Annotated in this window: 15 protein-coding genes; 2 read left to right on the forward strand and 13 right to left on the reverse strand. The window is 66.9% G+C overall.

Translation table 11 applies throughout. The features are described 5' to 3' along the window. The 10 genes from AC1DK4_RS02655 to AC1DK4_RS02700 form a co-directional block, all read right to left on the reverse strand. The gene (locus AC1DK4_RS02655) at window positions 1-1896 is read right to left on the reverse strand and encodes an acyl-CoA synthetase (RefSeq protein WP_441611915.1); all 1896 of its coding nucleotides are present in this window, start codon (window positions 1894-1896) and stop codon (window positions 1-3) included. 20 nt (window positions 1897-1916) lie between these two features. After that, complete coding sequence (locus tag AC1DK4_RS02660) at window positions 1917-2915, reverse strand: tripartite tricarboxylate transporter substrate binding protein (RefSeq protein ID WP_441611914.1); 999 nt, start codon at window positions 2913-2915, stop codon at window positions 1917-1919. A gap of 124 nt (window positions 2916-3039) precedes the next feature. After that, a complete protein-coding gene (locus AC1DK4_RS02665) occupies window positions 3040-3498 on the reverse strand; it encodes a MaoC family dehydratase (protein WP_441611913.1) in 459 nt (152 codons plus the stop codon). 41 nt (window positions 3499-3539) lie between these two features. Continuing rightward, window positions 3540-4328, reverse strand: coding sequence for a crotonase/enoyl-CoA hydratase family protein (locus tag AC1DK4_RS02670; protein ID WP_441611912.1), 789 nt, complete (start codon window positions 4326-4328; stop codon window positions 3540-3542). A 46-nt stretch (window positions 4329-4374) separates the two neighbouring features. Beyond that, window positions 4375-5157, reverse strand: coding sequence for an SDR family oxidoreductase (locus tag AC1DK4_RS02675; RefSeq protein WP_441611911.1), 783 nt, complete (start codon window positions 5155-5157; stop codon window positions 4375-4377). 30 nt (window positions 5158-5187) lie between these two features. Beyond that, window positions 5188-6363, reverse strand: a complete 1176-nt coding sequence (locus AC1DK4_RS02680; protein WP_441611910.1) for an acetyl-CoA C-acyltransferase — start codon at window positions 6361-6363, stop codon at window positions 5188-5190. 26 nt (window positions 6364-6389) lie between these two features. Next, a complete protein-coding gene (locus AC1DK4_RS02685; RefSeq protein ID WP_441611909.1) occupies window positions 6390-8468 on the reverse strand; it encodes a 3-hydroxyacyl-CoA dehydrogenase NAD-binding domain-containing protein in 2079 nt (692 codons plus the stop codon). Between the two features lie 73 nt (window positions 8469-8541). After that, window positions 8542-9303, reverse strand: coding sequence for an enoyl-CoA hydratase-related protein (locus AC1DK4_RS02690; RefSeq protein WP_441611908.1), 762 nt, complete (start codon window positions 9301-9303; stop codon window positions 8542-8544). A 146-nt stretch (window positions 9304-9449) separates the two neighbouring features. Further along, window positions 9450-10082, reverse strand: a complete 633-nt coding sequence (locus AC1DK4_RS02695; RefSeq protein WP_441611907.1) for a response regulator — start codon at window positions 10080-10082, stop codon at window positions 9450-9452. After that, window positions 10006-11292: a PAS domain-containing sensor histidine kinase gene (locus AC1DK4_RS02700; protein WP_441611906.1), complete on the reverse strand. Its 1287-nt coding sequence runs from the start codon at window positions 11290-11292 to the stop codon at window positions 10006-10008. Before AC1DK4_RS02700 ends, AC1DK4_RS02695 begins: the two co-directional genes overlap by 77 nt. 92 nt (window positions 11293-11384) lie before the next feature. Between AC1DK4_RS02700 and AC1DK4_RS02705 the strand changes: the two genes are divergently transcribed. Then, window positions 11385-11951, forward strand: a complete 567-nt coding sequence (locus AC1DK4_RS02705) for a TetR/AcrR family transcriptional regulator (protein WP_441611905.1) — start codon at window positions 11385-11387, stop codon at window positions 11949-11951. 33 nt (window positions 11952-11984) lie between these two features. On the opposite strand, the gene AC1DK4_RS02710 is transcribed toward AC1DK4_RS02705, so the two are convergent. From AC1DK4_RS02710 to AC1DK4_RS02720, 3 genes are all read right to left on the reverse strand, one after another. Then, entirely contained in the window at window positions 11985-12626 is a 642-nt protein-coding gene (locus tag AC1DK4_RS02710; protein WP_441611904.1) for a TetR/AcrR family transcriptional regulator, read from the reverse strand. Beyond that, a complete protein-coding gene (locus AC1DK4_RS02715; protein WP_441643117.1) occupies window positions 12619-13254 on the reverse strand; it encodes a hypothetical protein in 636 nt (211 codons plus the stop codon). The genes AC1DK4_RS02710 and AC1DK4_RS02715 overlap by 8 nt, the downstream gene beginning before the upstream one ends. Window positions 13255-13565: 311 nt before the next feature. Then, the gene (locus AC1DK4_RS02720) at window positions 13566-14930 is read right to left on the reverse strand and encodes a DUF1214 domain-containing protein (RefSeq protein ID WP_441611902.1); all 1365 of its coding nucleotides are present in this window, start codon (window positions 14928-14930) and stop codon (window positions 13566-13568) included. Window positions 14931-15220: 290 nt separating this feature from the next. On the opposite strand from AC1DK4_RS02720, the gene AC1DK4_RS02725 reads away from it, so the two are divergent. Then, window positions 15221-15721: an AraC family transcriptional regulator gene (locus tag AC1DK4_RS02725; RefSeq protein WP_477131378.1), complete on the forward strand. Its 501-nt coding sequence runs from the start codon at window positions 15221-15223 to the stop codon at window positions 15719-15721. The last annotated feature ends 175 nt before the right edge of the window (window positions 15722-15896 follow it).

A 15896-nucleotide genomic window follows, 5' to 3' on the forward strand; every position in this document is an offset into this window, starting at 1 on the left:
TCAGGCTCCTTCGGCGGCTCGGACCGCATAGGGGATGGTGAAACTACGCAATGCGTCGGCCAGCACGGCATCGTCCGCCTCGCGCGCCGGCACGCGGATCTCGACAAAGAAGCCGCGGCTGCCGCGGTCGGTAGCTTGCACCGAGGCGTCCGCACCGCGGCCGATGCCGTCGAGCGCGGCCCGGAACATCCGCTCGATGGCGTCGACCCGCAGCAGGTTCTTCTGGATCTTCCCGACCGATGTCTTCGGCATTTCCGGCAGCACGAAGCAGTGCCGGGGCACCGCCGCACGCTCGGGCATGTGCTCGGTGGCGTACTGCAGCACGGTCTGGGCCGAAGCGCTTGCCTGCGGCTTCAGCACTACGTAGGCGACCGGCACCTCGCCGGCATGCGCGTCCGGCGCACCGACCACGGCGGCGTCCTGGATCGCCGGATGGCCGAACAGGACTTCTTCGACCATCTTCGGATCGATATTGTGGCCGCCGCGAATGATCAGGTCCTTGGCGCGGCCGGTGATCCACAGCCAGCCGTCGGCGTCGAGGTAGCCCAGGTCGCCGGTGTCGAGCCAGTCGCCGTCGAACCAGCGTGCCGCCTGCTCTTGCCCGAGGTAGCCGGGAAAGACCGAGGGCCCGCGCGCGATGACCAGCCCGCACTCGCCCGGCGCGCAGTCGCGCGCCACGTCGCCGTCCGGCTGCACGATGCGCACCTGCTGGTACGGCAGCCGCACCCCCGAGCTGCCGACCTTGACCTGCTCGCCCGGCGGCGTGACGCAGGTGACCGCGGTGGTCTCGGTCATGCCCCAGCTCTCACGGATGCGCAGGCCGGTCATCCGGTAGAAGGCTTGCGCGACAGTCGTCGACAGCGGCGCCGTCGAGGAGGCGACGTAGGTGAGCGTCGAGATGTCCGCGCCGTTGAGCGGGATCGACAGCACCTGGTTGACCAGCGTCGGCACCAGCGTCAGCATGTTGGCCCGCATGACCTCGACGATGTGCCAGATATTGGGCAGCACCGACGGATGACGGAAGCCCGCCGCGGTCATCAGGATCACGGTCGCGCCCTTGGCCAGCGGGCCGAAGCAGCCGACCACGGCGCCGGCGACGTGAAAGATCGGCACGCCGACCAGCCGCACCTCGGCCGAATCGAACCCCGTCAGGTATTTCGACGCCCACACCCAGAACACCTGGTTGCGGTGCAGGTGGCGCGCCAGCTTGGGCGCGCCCGTGGTGCCGCCGGTGTGAAAGAGGGAGGCGGTGTCGTCGGGCGAGAAGACGCGCCCCGACAGCAGCCGGTCGGCGGGATAGCGCTCCACGGCCAGGGCGAAGTCGATCACGGGTATGCCTGCGACCGCCGCCGGGGCAGTCCCGGTCCCGCCCACGCGGATCACCGCCGCCAGCGACGGCAAGCCATGGGCAACCGCCTCGGCCTTGGCCCAGATCTCGGCGTTGTCCTCGCCGCCGTAGGCGACCAGTACCTTGGTCCCGGCCGAGCGGAACATCTGCACCAGGATGTCGGGCTCCAGCATCCAGTTGGCCGGGTTGACGATGCCGGCGGCCTGCGCGCCCCACAGCACGAACTGCGATTCGGGGATGGCCGGCAACAGCACCGATACGACATCGTCCTTGCCCACGCCGAGGTCGCCCAGCAGGTTGGCCGTCTGGTGCACCTTGTCGCGCAGCTCGGCATAGGTGACCTGCCGCGCGCTCTCAAGAGGACGCGCGCCGTCGGTGAAATAGTGGATGGCGACCTTCGACGGCTCGACGGCGCAGCCGTCCATCAGCATCTCGTAGGTAGAGGCCGGCAGCTTGCGCTCGGCGAGCGGGACGCGCTCGAAGCAGGCCACGTCGGCTTCGCTAAACAGGACCTCGTCGGTCCAGTACTCAGGCATGGGGGCGGTCATGGATGACTCCGTTGCAGTGCTCATTCGCGTTCAAGGTTGATGTCGCGTGCCAGGCGCGCGAAGCGGCCGGACTCCTGGCGGTAGTACGAGGCGGCCTGGTCGAGATCCATCGCGGTCCCTGGCAAATTGCCTCGCTCCGCCACCCAATCGCGGAATGCCGCCTGGCCCACGATGTCGTTGGCCGCCTTTCCGATGGCATCGGCGGTGGTCCGTGGCAGCCTGGCGGACACGAAGAGCCCGGTCCACATCGAATAGTGGAAGCCGCGCAATGCCGCGATGTCGTCGACGGACGGAACCTCCGGCAGCGCGGCGTGCCGGTCCGCGGACAGGACGCCCAGCACCTTGATCTTTCCCGCTTTGGCGGCCTGGATGTAGGCAGGAATCAACGGCATGAAGGTGATGTCCACCTGCCCGCTCATCACGTCCTGCACCGCTGGCGCACCGCCCTTGTAAGGCACGTGGTTGACCGGGATACCGAGGCGCCTGCCGAAATCGACGCCAACCATGTGAAAGATCGAACCCACGCCCGTGCTGGCAAACGACAGCGGCTGCGCCCCGGGCAGGCGGGCCTTCCCGGCCAGTTCTCCCAGGCTGTTCGCCGGGTAGTTGGGCCTCGCCATCACGGCCAGCACGCCCGACGTCAGCAGCGCGACCATGCGGAAGTCTTCCGGCTTGTAGCGCACGCTCGTCATCGCCAGCGGCGGCAGCGTCAGTTCGTTCGGCGACGCCACGACCATGGTCAGTGTTTCGCTGTCGGCCTTAAGTAAGCGCTGTGCGCCAAGCGACCCTGACGCACCGCCGAAATTCTCGACAACCACCGTACGGCCCAGGCGCGTGCCGAGGTCCGGCTGAATCCGCCGCGCGACAATGTCGAACGAACTGCCCGCCGGGTAGGGAACGATCAGCGAGGCGGGCGTGCGGCCTTGCGCAAGCGCGCCGCCTGCGGGCGCCGCGCCGAGCATCAGCAGCGCCACGGCCGCAATCCGCGCGCGGCCGCCGCCGCATGCAGTAGTGATCATCTTGTTGTCTCCAGTCTTTTTCTTTCTTGGGGGGGCCGCCATCGCCAGGGCGAAGGAAGCCACGCCGCGCGACGGCATGCGTCGCGCGGCGCCGGGTGGCATGGCGCGTCGGTGCGGGAGTTGCCTAGAAGTAAAGCTTGGCCAGCGATTCCGCGATGCAGACCGGCCTGGCCGATCCTTCCATCTCGAACGTGACGTTCCACGTCACCTTCACGCCACCGTCGCCTTCGTCATCCACCGCTTGCAGGACCGCGCGGACGCGCACCTTCGCGCCGACCGGCACGGGCGCGGTAAAGCGGACGCGGTTCAGGCCGTAGTTGACCCGCGCCCGCACGCCCTCGAAGCCCGTCACCTGCGCCATCAGCATCGGCAGCAACGACAGCGTCAGCAATCCGTGGGCAACGGGGCCACCAAACGGCGACTCACGCCTGGCCCGCTCTGGATCGACATGGATCCACTGGTGGTCGCCGGTGGCCTCGGCGAACAGGTTCACCTCGTGCTGCGTGACCTGGTGCCAGTTTCCTGGCCCGGCCTCCTTGCCCTGGAACGCTTTCAGGGCTTCGATCGACGTGAAGGTTTGCATGGTGGTTTCCGTGTCCGTGGTGAAGGAGATTCGGCCGCCTCTCAGCGCCCCGTGAAGCGGGCCTCGCGACGCTCGACGAAGGACTGGATCCCTTCCCTGAAGTCTTCCGATGCGAAGACCTCCTCGCGCACCTGCGGGATGACCGCGATGGCTGCCTGCTCGCCGTGTTCGATATAGGTCAGCGCGGCCGCCTTGGTCGCGCGCAGGCCGATCGGCGCGACCTTGCTGATTGCCCGCGCGATTTCCATGGCGCGCTCGCGGTGCCGTCCGTACGGATGGACTTCCTGGACAAAACCGCAGCGGTAAGCCTCTTCGGCAGAGAATTCATCGCAGAGGAACAGGTGGTACATCGCATTGCCCCAGCCCGTGCGCGTGAGGTAACGGTAGTGCGCGCCACCGAGCGGGGCGATGCCGCGCTTCGATTCCATCTGGCAGAAACGTGCCGTATCGGCGGCGATCACGATGTCCGAAGCCAGCATCTGCTCGATGCCGATGGTGTAGGTGATGCCGTGGACCACCGAGATCACCGGCTTGCGGCAGCGCTTCCTGAGGCCGAAGGGATCGACCTGGTCGTCGGGAATCGGCTTGGCCGTGGCGGTCGGGCCGAAGAACTTCGGCATGTCGAGGCCGGCCGTGGTGTGCTCGCCCGCCGGGTCGAGCACCGCCACCCACAGGTTGTCGTCATTGTCGAACTCGGTCAGCCGCTGCGAGAGCTGCTGCATCAGTTCCGGGGTGATGGCGTTCTTCTTGCCGGCGTTGTCGAGCGAGATGATGGCGATATGGTCCTCGATCGTCATGCGGACTTCGGGCGTCGCTGCTGCGTTGCTCATGATGGTTTCCTTCGCTTGCGTTGGATTGGATTGCGGCTGGACAGCTTCAGACGGCGGTCAGGCCGCCGTCGACGGCGAGAATCTGGCCGGTAATGTGCTTGCCGGCGTCGCTGGCAAACAGCAGGGCTGCGCCCTTGAGGTCGTCGTCATCACCGATGCGCTGCAGGGGCGCGCGCTCCGACAGCTTCTCGACGCCGAGCTTCTCGATCGTTCCCTTTGTCATCTTCGACGGGAAGAATCCCGGTGCGAGCGCATTGACGGTGATGCCGTGCGGGCCCCATTCGCCGGCGAGCGCGCGCGTGAAATTGACGACGGCGCCCTTGCTGGTGTTGTAGGCGATGGTCGGCTGGCCCTTGGGGCCGTTACCCTTGAGTCCGGCAATCGAGGCCAGGTTGATCACGCGGCCGTAGCGGTTCGGGATCATCGACAGCTTGCCGATCTTCTGCGTCAGCAGGAAGATCGCCCGCACATTCAGGTTCATGACCTTGTCCCAGGCGGCCAGCGGATGGTCGGCGGTGGTCGCGCCCCACGTGGCGCCGGCGTTGTTGACCAGGATGTCGACCTTGCCCAGGCGTGCCATCGCCTCAACGGCGAGGCGCTCGATATCGTCCTCGGCGGCGTTGTCCGCGGCGATCCAGCTTGCGTCCACGCCCAGGCTGGCCAGGTGTGCCTGGGCAGACTCCAGCGCATCCGCCTTGCGCGCCGAGATCACCACGCGCGCGCCCTGCGTGCCGAGCGCCTCGGCGATCTGCAGGCCCAGGCCGCTGGACCCGCCGGTGACGAGGGCGGTGCGGCCCTTCAGGTCGAAAAGATTTGCCACAGCAGTCATTGCCGTCTCCTTGTTGATGGATGGATTTCGTCAGAGCACTTCGAACAAACCGGCGGCACCCTGCCCGCCGCCAATACACATGGTCACCACGACATACTTCGCGCCGCGGCGCTTGCCCTCGATCAGCGCATGGCCCGTCAGCCGTGAACCGCTGACGCCATAGGGATGGCCGACCGCGATCGCGCCGCCGTTGACATTGAGACGCTCATCAGGAATGCCGAGCTTGTCGCGGCAATAGAGCACCTGGCAGGCGAACGCCTCGTTCAGCTCCCACAGGTCGATGTCTTCCAGTTTCACGCCGGCGCGCTCCAGCAGGCGCGGTACGGCAAAGACAGGACCGATGCCCATCTCGTCCGGCTCGCAGCCGGCGACCGCGAAGCCGCGGAACAGGCCCAGCGGCTCGATGCCCCGCTGCTGCGCCAGCCTTGCGTTCATCACCACGCAGGCCGACGCGCCGTCGGAGAACTGGCTCGCATTGCCCGCCGTGACGACGCCACCCGGCAGCGCGGGACGGATGCGCGACACCGCCTCCAGCGTGGTATCGGCGCGGATGCCTTCATCGTGCGAGATCGTGACTTCGCGGGTGGTGACACGGCCGCCTGCGTCGACCACGCCCATGGTGGTCGTCATCGGCACGATCTCGTGGTCGAACCTGCCGGCGGCCTGCGCCGCCGCGGCGCGCTGCTGGCTGCGCGCGCCGTAGGCGTCCTGCGCCTCCTTGCTGATGCCGTAGCGCTTGGCGACCTGCTCGGCGGTCTGCAGCATGTTCCAGTACAACTCCGGCTTGTGCTCGACCAGCCACGGATCGCGCCGCATGTGCGTGTTGGCCTGGTTCTGCACGCACGAGATCGATTCGACGCCGCCCGCCACGATGGCCGGCGCGCCTTCCAGGATCACGCGCTGCGCGGCCATCGCAATGGTCTGCAGGCCGGACGAACAGAAACGGTTGACGCTGACCCCGCCCGTCGTCACCGGCAGGCCCGCTCGCAGGGCAATGGCGCGGGCGATATTGCCGCCGGTGGTGCCTTCGCCGAAGGTCCCGCCGATCACGCAGTCCTCGAACTCGGCCGGGTCCAGGCCCGAGCGAGCCACCGCATGGCGCACCGCATGCGCGCCGAGCGTGGCGCCATGGGTCATGTTGAAGGCGCCCTTCCAGCTCTTTGCCAGGCCGGTGCGGGCGGTCGAAACGATGACAGCCTCATTCATGATGGTTTTCCGTTGGGTTGGGGAATTCAGGCGTTGAAGGCGCCGCCTTCGTCAGCGATCTGATCGACCAGCGCGGCCGGCGTCCAGCTCGTGTCTTGCGCAGACAGCGCGCGCAGCGTGCGGCGGACATTGGTCACGCCGACCGTATCGGCGTAGAACATCGGGCCGCCGCGCCAGGCCGGGAAGCCATAGCCGTGCAGGTAGACGGCGTCGATATCGGATGCGCGCGCGGCGATGCCTTCCTCAAGGATCGCGGCACCTTCATTCACCAGCGCGTAGATCAGCCGGTCGACGATCTCCTCGTTGCTAAAGCGCTTCGGCGTCACGCCGTGCTGCTGCCAGTACGCCTCCAGCATGGCGCGCGTGCGCGCCGACGGCAGTGCCTTGCGCTGGCCGGCCTCGTAGTCGTACCAGCCTGCCCCGGTCTTCTGGCCAAAATGGCCCGCCTCGCACAGCTGGTCGCCCAGCGCGAAGCGCGGCAGCGACGGGGCTTCGGCATAGCGGCGCTTGCGGATAGCCCAGCCGATGTCGTTGCCGGCAAGGTCGGCCATCCGGAACGGCCCCATGGCGAGCCCGAATTCCTCGATGGCGCGGTCGACCTGTTCGGGCAGCGCACCCTGCTCCAGCAGCTCGCCGGCGCGCCGCGTGTATTTCGCCAGCATGCGGTTGCCGATAAAGCCGTCGCACACGCCGGACACCACCGCCACCTTGCCGATCCGGCGGGCCAGGCGCATCGCGGTCTGCAGCACATCAGGCGCGGTCTGCGCGCCGCGCACCACTTCCAGCAGGCGCATCACGTTGGCGGGGCTGAAGAAGTGCAGGCCCACCACGTCCTGCGGGCGAGCGGTTTCGGCGGCGATGCGGTCGACGTCGAGCGTCGAGGTATTGGTGGCCAGGATCGCGCCGGGGCGGGCCACTTCATCGAGCGCGCGGAAGGTGCGCAGCTTGACGTCCATGTCTTCGTAGACCGCCTCGATCACGAGGTCGCAATCGCCGACCCGGCCCAGGTCGACGGTCGGCTGCAGCAGCGCCATGCGCGCTTCGACGGCCTCCGCGGCCAGCTTGCCCTTCTTTACGCTCGCCTCGTAGTTGCGGCGGATGGTGGCGGCGCCCTTCTGCACCGCCTCTTCCGACACATCCAGCAGCACGACCCGCAGGCCGGCGCCGAGGAAGTTCATCGCGATGCCGCTACCCATCAGCCCGGCGCCGACGACGGCCACCTTGCCGATCGTCCGCTCGGCCACCGAGTCCGGCACGTCCGCCAGCTTGGCCGCCGCGCGTTCCGAGAAGAAGGCGTGGCGCAGCGACTTCGACACGGCGCCATTCATCAGTTCGAGAAAGAAGCGGCGTTCGAGCGCCAGGCCTTCGTCGAAGGGCAGCGTGAAGCTTGCCTCGATGGCGTCGAGGCAGCGCAACGGCGCCGGCAGGTTCTTGTAGCGGGCGGCAATGGCAGCACGCGCCACCGCCAGGTAGCCCTCGGGATTGGGATGGCGGACCGCGAGGTCGCGCACGCGCGGATGCGGCCCCGGACGCGCGGAGACCTCCCGCGCGAAAGCGAGCGCGGCAGCAACCACGTCGCCTTGCGCAAACCGGTCGAACAGCCCGGAGTCGGCCAGCGCCTCGGACGGGATCGACGTGCCGTGCACGATCATGTTGGTGGCCGCCTCCAGGCCGATCAGCCGCGGCAGCCGCTGCGTGCCGCCGGCGCCAGGCAACAATCCCATGGTCACCTCCGACAGCGCGATGCGCGCCTTCGGCACGGCCACGCGGTAGTGGCACGCAAGCGCCAGTTCGAGGCCGCCGCCCATTGCCACCGAGTGCACGGCGGCAACTACCGGCTTGGCGCTGTTTTCGATCGCCGCCAGCACCGTGTTCAGGCCCGGCTCGCCGCCAGTCTTCGGCGCATTGAATTCGCGCATGTCGGCGCCGCCGGAGAAGGCCTTGCCGGCGCCGGTCAGCACGATGGCCCTGACGCTGGTATCGGCCGCGGCGCGGTCGATGCCTGCGATGATGCCCACGCGCACGGCGTAGCCCAGGCCATTGACCGGCGGATTGGCGATCGTGATGACCGCGATGTCGTCGAAGACTTCGTATTGGGTGCTCATGGAAGGTCCTTTGCTGACGGGCGGCTTTGCCCGGCACTGGCTTTTGGAAGTGGAAATGGTCCGGATGCCCCGCTCAGGCGCGGACAGGCGTCGGGGCCGGCGTGCGCTGCAGGAAGCGCCGGAAGATTTCCTGCGCCTCCGGGGACTGGCGCAGGGTGTCGAAGGTGACCGTCTCCCGCCGGAGGCTGTCCTGCACCAGGGCCTCGGTCGCCTCGCGCACCAGGCCGCGCGTCGCCATCAAGGCCTGGCGCGGCTTGGCGGCGAGGCATTTGGCGACGAGCAGCGCCTCTTCGCCGGCCGCTTGCTGCGGCATGACGCGATTGACCAGTCCCGCGCGATGCGCTTCGGCGGCGGGGATGGTGGCGCCGAGCAGCAGCCATTCGGCGGCCTTGTTGCGGCCCACCACCTGCTGGAGCAGCAGCGTGGAGGCGAATTCCGGGCACAGGCCGAGATCGACAAACGGGAAGCGGATGCGCGCATCGTCGGAGGCGACGACGTAGTCGCAATGCAGCAGGACGGTGGCGCCGATGCCGACCGCGTGACCGCACACGCAAGCCACCATCGGCTTGCGCAGCGCGATGACCGCCTGCAGGAAAGGGACAGCGGGCGACGCCTTGTGTTCGGACGCCTGTGCGTTCACGAACAGGCCGATGTCATTGCCGCTGCTGAAGTTGCCGCCCTCGCCCTGGAGCAGCACGGCACGCACGTCATCGCGGCGATCGGCCTCGATGATGGCGTCGGCCAGCGCGCGGTACATCTGCGCGGTGATCGCGTTCTTCTTCGCCGGCCGGCTGATCGTCACGACCAGCACGCCGTCGTCCAGGTGCAGCAGCACGTCCGTGGCCATCTTTCTCTCCTTCGGTTCCGACTCCGGTGGAGTCATGTCGTTAAGGAGAGTGTGGATGCCAGGCGCGAATCCCGCTGTCGGAACTGGCTCTGCGCGCTGTCAGCGTTTTCTGAAGGTGGTGGAGGTTTCGGGAATCAGTCGATCAGGCGATGCTCGACGGCATAGCGCGCCAGCTCGGCGTTGCTGGCAACGCCGAGCTTCTTCAGGACGCGCGAGCGATAGGTGCTGACGGTCTTCACGCTCAGGAACATCTGACGCCCGATCTCCGTCAGCCGGATGCCGCGCACGATCAGCAGCATGATCTCGTACTCGCGCGACGACAGTTGCTGGTGCGGCGCGCTGTCGGCGACACGCCCAAAACCGTCGAGCAGGCAGTTGGCCACGGCGGGCGTCATGTAGCGCTTGCCCTTGGCCACGTTGCGGATCGAATCGACCAGCTCCATCGCGTCCATGTCCTTGGTGACATAGCCCGACGCCCCGGCCTGGAAGGCACGCAGCGCGTACTGCTCGGCCGGGTACATGCTCAGCACCACCACCGGCATCGCGGGTCGCTCGGCGCGCAGCGAGGGCAGCATCTCCAGGCCGCTGCGCCCCGGCAGGTTGACGTCGAGCAGCGCCACGTCGAACGACTGCTCGCGCAGGCGGCCAAGTGCCTCGGACGCGTCGCCGGCTTCGGCGACAACGTCAAACTCATCGTGCTCGGCCAGCAGCCGCTTGAGCCCCTGGCGGAAAATGGTGTGATCGTCGATCAGCAGCAGGCGAATCATGTCTCTCTCCGTCGATATGCGCCGGGTTGGTGGCGTATTCGTTTGCTTGTTCGTTGGTTTGTTCGTCGGTTTGTTCGTTGGTTTGTTCGTCAGTGCAAGGCGGAACCGGCACGCTCAACCGCACGCGCGCGCCGGAGCGGGGGCCGGTGTCCAGCACCAGCGTGCCGTCCAGCTCGCGCGCGCGTTCCTGCATGCCCAGCAGGCCAAGATGCCCACAGGACGCGGTGCGGTCGGAGTCGAAGCCGAGGCCGTTGTCCGAAATCTCCAGTTCCAGCCGGTCCGCCGCCCAGTCGAGGCGGACCGTCACTTCGGTGGCCATGGAATGGCGCGCGACATTGGTCAGCGCTTCCTGGAAAATCCGGTAGATGCCCATCTCACGGGAGCGGTCCAGTGCGCGCGGCGCACCGGAAGTCAGCAAGCGGGTGGCAATGCCGTAGCGCCTGTCAAAGCGTCCGAGATCGAGGCACAGGGTGTCGCACAGTCCGAGATGGTCGAGGGCGCCAGGCCGCAGCCCTTCGGATATCGTGCGCACGGCTTCAATCGTTTCCTGCGTGAGCTGAAGGGTCTGCGCCGCTGTGAGCGCCAGCGAGGCTAGCGCTGGCGCCGCCGCCCCGCCCTGCCTTGCGCGCGGCGCGCGCGAGCGGTCCAGCGCCTCGATGCCGCGCGACAGCCGCGACAGGTCGAATTTGATCGCCGTCAGCATGCCGCCGATGACATCGTGCAGTTCTCGCGCGACGCGGTTGCGCTCGTTCTCGCGCACGCTGTTGGCGCTGGCCACCAGTTCCTGCAGGCGCTCGCTGGCCTCGATCAGCTCGGCGCGCTGCCGCTCTCGCTCGGTGATGTCGATGCCGACGCCGACGATGGCCGGGCGCCCGTGGAACATCACGCGCGTGCCGTGGATTTCGAAGCAGCCGGGGTTTCGCGACGATGTCCTTCGAATGACGAACATCTCGGGGGCAGCGTATCCCCTGATCCTCCGCTGGTACTGGTTCAGCAGTGCCACGCGCTGCGAGGGATGGGCGACGTCGCGCAACCTGGCGCCGACCAGTCGCTCGCGCCTCAGCCCGCACATACGCGCGAAGGTCTCGTTGACATAGCGGAAGCGGCCGTCCTGCAGGATGTAGATGCCGGCGACCGACTGCTCGACGATGCCCTTGAAGGGAACCTCGTAATCGTCCAGGTCCGCGTTGAGTGCGTCGAATTCTGCCATGGCGGCGGCTCGCAATCTGCATGATGGTTGTCATTCTGGAGGATGACCATCACAATGCAGAATGTCAAGACAACAAACCGGGGATATGAATCATGGGCCACTCCCAGGCGGATAAGGCGCGCAGCAGGGAGCGCATCCTGAGCCAGGCAGCAGAGCAGATCCGGAATGCCGGACTGGAGTCCGTCAGCGTCGGGAAACTGATGCGCAGCGCCGAGCTGACCCACGGAGGCTTTTATGGTCACTTCGCGTCGCGCTCGGCGTTGCTGACACAAGCGCTGGAGCGCGCGCTGGATGATGGCAAAGCCGCATTCGAAGCGAAGAGCACCAAGGCGGCGCCAGACTTCGGCTCGACGGTACGCAGCTACCTGAGCCGCACGCACCGGGACTCGCGCACGACCGGCTGCGCGATCGCCGCGCTCGCCGGCGATGTGGCTCGGGCTGACGAACCGGCGCGCGAGGCCATGTCGGCCCACATCGAACGGTTTATCGGCCGGATGGACGAAGCACTGGGCGGTGAAGATCCCGACAAGGCAATGTTCGCGGTCAGCGCGCTGATCGGCGCCCTGGTGGTGTCCCGCGTGATGGCCGACGAGAAGCGATCCGACGCGGTGCTGGCCGCGGCCAAGCGCGAACTGCTGGCGTTGCGCGAGCGGGAATGAGCAGAACCGCCGTCGCCAAGGCAGCCCGGCGGGTCAGCTGAGCACAATGGCACGCGGACCGGTCATGCGCAATGTCGCTTCGCCGGGCATCCGGATGCCATGACGGCCAAGCATGCTGCTGAGCACCGCATGCCGGAATGCCACCGGATCACCAAGGAACAGGTGGTCATGCTGGATACCCAGGGCAAAACTGAAGATCTCGAACACGACGCGCTGAGGGTCGACTTCCGGAGCGATCTCGCCAATCCGCCTGGCATCCTTCAGTTGCGACACAAGCAAACCACGCCACGTGGTCACCGCCCGCGCAGTGCTGCGGCTGACTTCGTCCTCGGCCCGATTGGTGCATTCGCTCCCCGCACGCAGGATAAGACAGCCACCCCGCAGCACGTATTCGCCAAGCCAGACGTCCAGCATGCTTAACAGTCGACGCACCCCTGCGGGCGCCCGGGCGGCAGCGCTGGTCGCGTGGCTTGCAAGCGCCCCCCCATAGGCCAACACAGCTTGCGCCACGATGTCGTTGCGGGACTCGAAATGCCGGTAGACGCAACTCTTGGACACCCCGAGCGCTTCACCGAGATCGCTGATGGAAAAGCCATGAAGCCCCCCGCGCCGGGCAAGACCAATGGCTGCGGCCAGGACCGCAGGTCGCGCCGACCGATTCTCGCGTCTAGGCATGCTCGTGGCCGTAGACGGCGGTTAGCGTAGCGACCCGCGTCCCGGCCTCGAACACTTCGAATTCGTACTGGGCAAGCGCGCCAAGCCGGCGCTCGCACATTGGCGATACAGTCAGAGATCCCCGCTCCCGTGCAGGCTGTCCCATGTCGCCGAAATAGCGGATGGTGGACCATAGTGGAATCAAGGCTTCTCCGTCGGCACGCAACTGTGAATCCCTGTCACCCAGTCGCGCTACCCGCAAGCACAGCGCAATGTCATCGCCACTCCTTATCGCGGCGGGCCCGATCCCGCTACGCCATGGCACATAGCTCGATGAAGGTAGCTCGCCCTCCAGCACAACGTGCGCGCGACCCACAAGCATCCCCGCCTGCCTGAGCTCGGCCAGCCAGCGCTGCTGCCGGGCATCCGCATGCACCAGGCGTGCATCGAGGTCGAACCGGCCATCAAGCAATGGCCCGCCGACATGCACGGTCAGCATGAGCGGGCTCGCTGCACCGCATGTTGATTCCATCACGACACCTAGCAACAGCTCCGCAATACCCCGGTGGCGGATGGCTTCGTGTCGTGCCCGTCCTTGCTGTGCTATCCGCGACGTTGCAGCTCGTGAACCAATCGGCGTGACATCCATCTCTTCCTCCTGCCTTGTCGTTGGCGCCGCCAAAGCGCTCACCAGGCCCGACTATAGCGATGCGGTGTCCAAAAGAGAGTTGCCGGGAGAAATAGAGAAAAATCTGACACGATTTGTCGCCAGGCCATTTTCGACAGCGAATCAGGCATGGGATATCGCGATGAAAGCAACGGGCTCACGCCAGCCCGCGAGCCTCCTGGTCAGCGCGCCATCGAGCTCGATTCCCTTTTCCATATGTCCCCCTTCACGCGCCTCGGTTGTCCTTACGCGTGTTCAGTCTGGATGTGTGGGATGCGCGCTTCGCACGTGCGCTATTTGACCTTGACGAGCGCCGGCGGATAGTAGGTGCCGTTGGCAACACCGTCGAGCGGGCCGTAGTAGCGGAAGGTCAGGCGGTATTGCGTGCCGCGCGGCGTCGGCAGCCAGTTGCCTGCCGGCGCATTGGCCGGCTTCTCCGCGGCGAAGAACAGCGTCAGCGAGCCATCGGCGCCATAGCTCAGCCCGGACTGCTCATTGACCAGGTACTTCTGCTGCGGATTCGGCAAGACGCGGAAGCGGGCGCTGTCCACCGCGATCACGGACCAGAAATACTTCGCGAAGCGCGACGGCAGGGCGTCCTTGGGGAAGGTCAGCGTGTAGACGTGGTCGCCATTCAGAACCGCGCCGCTGGCATCGTTGCCGCCGCGGTAGTACAGCACCTCCGGTTTGATATTCGCCCAGATGCCGCCGTAGTTCACCAGTGCGCGGGTCACGTAGTCGATGCCGTACTCCCCCACGACGCCCGGGCGTGCCCACCCGTTATGCACCGAGCCGTGACCGATGATCGTACCGGCCTTTCCAAACGCCGGCAGCGCCTGCGTCCGTATCACCTGATCGATCCGGGCACGCGACGACGGGTCGGCGGCTGCCGCCGCTACGCGGCGCGTGAGCGCCTGCATCGGCTCCAGCCCCGCGTTCAAGTCGGGGCCGCTGTCCAGCGCCAGGGCCGCCGCATCGAACGCCTCCACACCGGGCAGTTTCTCCGGTTCGAACATCAGCGTGGCAGGAATCGCCGGCACGGCGGGCTTGCCGGTCTGCGTCAGCGTGAACTGCCGTTGCAGCGCGATCGCGGCATCGGGGTCGTTGCCCAGCGCCACGCGCGCCAGCACGCGCGCGGACTTGACCGGCAGATCGATCCGGATCGCGCCGGGCGGAACCGGCGCCTTCGCGCCCCTCAGGCACACTGCGAAATCCCCGGCCGGGCGCGCCGGAAACAGCCGCTCATTGATATTGGCCAGCGTCTCGCCCCAGCCGTTCAGGATCTGCACCGTGTAGTAGCGATTCTTCACCGGCGGCACACCGACCACCGTGCAGCTCGCGTCGTCGACGGCAAGCCACGCTTCGGAATAGGCCACGTCGAGATTGGGATTGGGCCAGTCCACCGCGCCGGGCTTCCGGTGCATGAACTGGTTCCATTGGAAGCCCTCCCGGAAGTCGAGTTGCTGCTGACGCGTCACCAGCAGGCGGCCCAGCAGATAGATGTAGGCATCGCTGATCTCGGTGTCGCTGAGCGCATCCGTGGCGGGCTCGGCCCCCACGGATGCATTCGCGGCAAGCGCGAGCGACAGCACTGGAATCCAAGCGCGCAGGCGAGCAGTCATGGCAGTACCTTTTATCAAGAGCGGGGCGGCGTGCAACGCATGGCGGGCCGACCTTGCCGGCGACCGCCGCAGCGGCTCCAACGTGGAAAAAAGCGGGCAACCGTCCCGGGTCGGACCGTCGCGCCACGTCGTATGGTGCGCAAGCCGCCTTCACCGGGCATCCCTCCATTATGGAGGGGCGCCACGCATACCGGTAGGCAGCTACGCTGCGGCCTTCGCGCTGCTGATCGAGAAACTCGGCGATGAATGCATAGGCTTCCTGTCACTGCCCGTCCGGCGCGGCAGCTTCCTGCTGATTGGCCGGAGCACGCTGGGGGTGCCCCTCTTTGCAGGTTGCCTTGCGGCGTGCCGCGCACACGTTCACACTGCTGCAGCATGACGTGACCATGGAAGCCGTGCAGGATGGTGAGCTCTGCGGATTCGGCATGTCCTTCGCGCGCAAGGCGATCGGTGCGCAGAACTTTCTGCATGAGATGCTCGTCCGGGTGTTCTGGCAGATGCTGGCCTGGCTGAACGCGTCGCGGCTGCCGCTGCGTCGCATCGATTTCAGCTTTCCGGAACCAGCCTACGCTGCCATCTACCCCATGGTGTTTCCGGCGCCGATCCGCTTTGGCCAGCCGCGCACCGCCGCATGGTTCGACGCCACTGCGCTGCAGGCGCCCGTGCGGCGCGACGAAGAGGCCCTGCGCGCCATTGAGCGGTTGATCACCACTGTCACACCGGTATCCCAGCTTGCCGTGCAGCTCGGCTTCGCGGACGCCACGGCGTTCAATCGTGCGTTCAAGGTATGGACGCGGAGCACGCCCGGAACCTACCGGCGGCGATAGCGGACACGGGTGGATTGCAGGCAGGCTGTGTTGCATCGGCCGGCTGAAGCCGCAGTCGAAAGCCGCCCGCCGTGGTCCCCGCCCGTGCTCACAAACGATTACAACCTCGTACGCGTGCTGGCAATATGCTCTCGGGCGCAGGCGGCCGCTGGGGCCGACGCGTCACGAGGAGAGA

This window comes from Cupriavidus sp. 05N38 (assembly GCF_056397345.1).

What these genes read in the sequence shown, in the direction of transcription:
- AC1DK4_RS02685 (WP_441611909.1), bottom strand. Translation starts at nt 8,468, where the DNA reads ATGAGCACCCAATACGAAGTCTTCGACGACATCGCGGTCATCACGATC.
- AC1DK4_RS02715 (WP_441643117.1), bottom strand. Translation starts at nt 13,254, where the DNA reads ATGGATGTCACGCCGATTGGTTCACGAGCTGCAACGTCGCGGATAGCA.
- AC1DK4_RS02655 (WP_441611915.1), bottom strand. Translation starts at nt 1,896, where the DNA reads ATGACCGCCCCCATGCCTGAGTACTGGACCGACGAGGTCCTGTTTAGC.
- AC1DK4_RS02700 (WP_441611906.1), bottom strand. Translation starts at nt 11,292, where the DNA reads ATGGCAGAATTCGACGCACTCAACGCGGACCTGGACGATTACGAGGTT.
- AC1DK4_RS02670 (WP_441611912.1), bottom strand. Translation starts at nt 4,328, where the DNA reads ATGAGCAACGCAGCAGCGACGCCCGAAGTCCGCATGACGATCGAGGAC.
- AC1DK4_RS02660 (WP_441611914.1), bottom strand. Translation starts at nt 2,915, where the DNA reads ATGATCACTACTGCATGCGGCGGCGGCCGCGCGCGGATTGCGGCCGTG.
- AC1DK4_RS02695 (WP_441611907.1), bottom strand. Translation starts at nt 10,082, where the DNA reads ATGATTCGCCTGCTGCTGATCGACGATCACACCATTTTCCGCCAGGGG.
- AC1DK4_RS02705 (WP_441611905.1), top strand. Translation starts at nt 11,385, where the DNA reads ATGGGCCACTCCCAGGCGGATAAGGCGCGCAGCAGGGAGCGCATCCTG.
- AC1DK4_RS02675 (WP_441611911.1), bottom strand. Translation starts at nt 5,157, where the DNA reads ATGACTGCTGTGGCAAATCTTTTCGACCTGAAGGGCCGCACCGCCCTC.
- AC1DK4_RS02665 (WP_441611913.1), bottom strand. Translation starts at nt 3,498, where the DNA reads ATGCAAACCTTCACGTCGATCGAAGCCCTGAAAGCGTTCCAGGGCAAG.
- AC1DK4_RS02710 (WP_441611904.1), bottom strand. Translation starts at nt 12,626, where the DNA reads ATGCCTAGACGCGAGAATCGGTCGGCGCGACCTGCGGTCCTGGCCGCA.
- AC1DK4_RS02680 (WP_441611910.1), bottom strand. Translation starts at nt 6,363, where the DNA reads ATGAATGAGGCTGTCATCGTTTCGACCGCCCGCACCGGCCTGGCAAAG.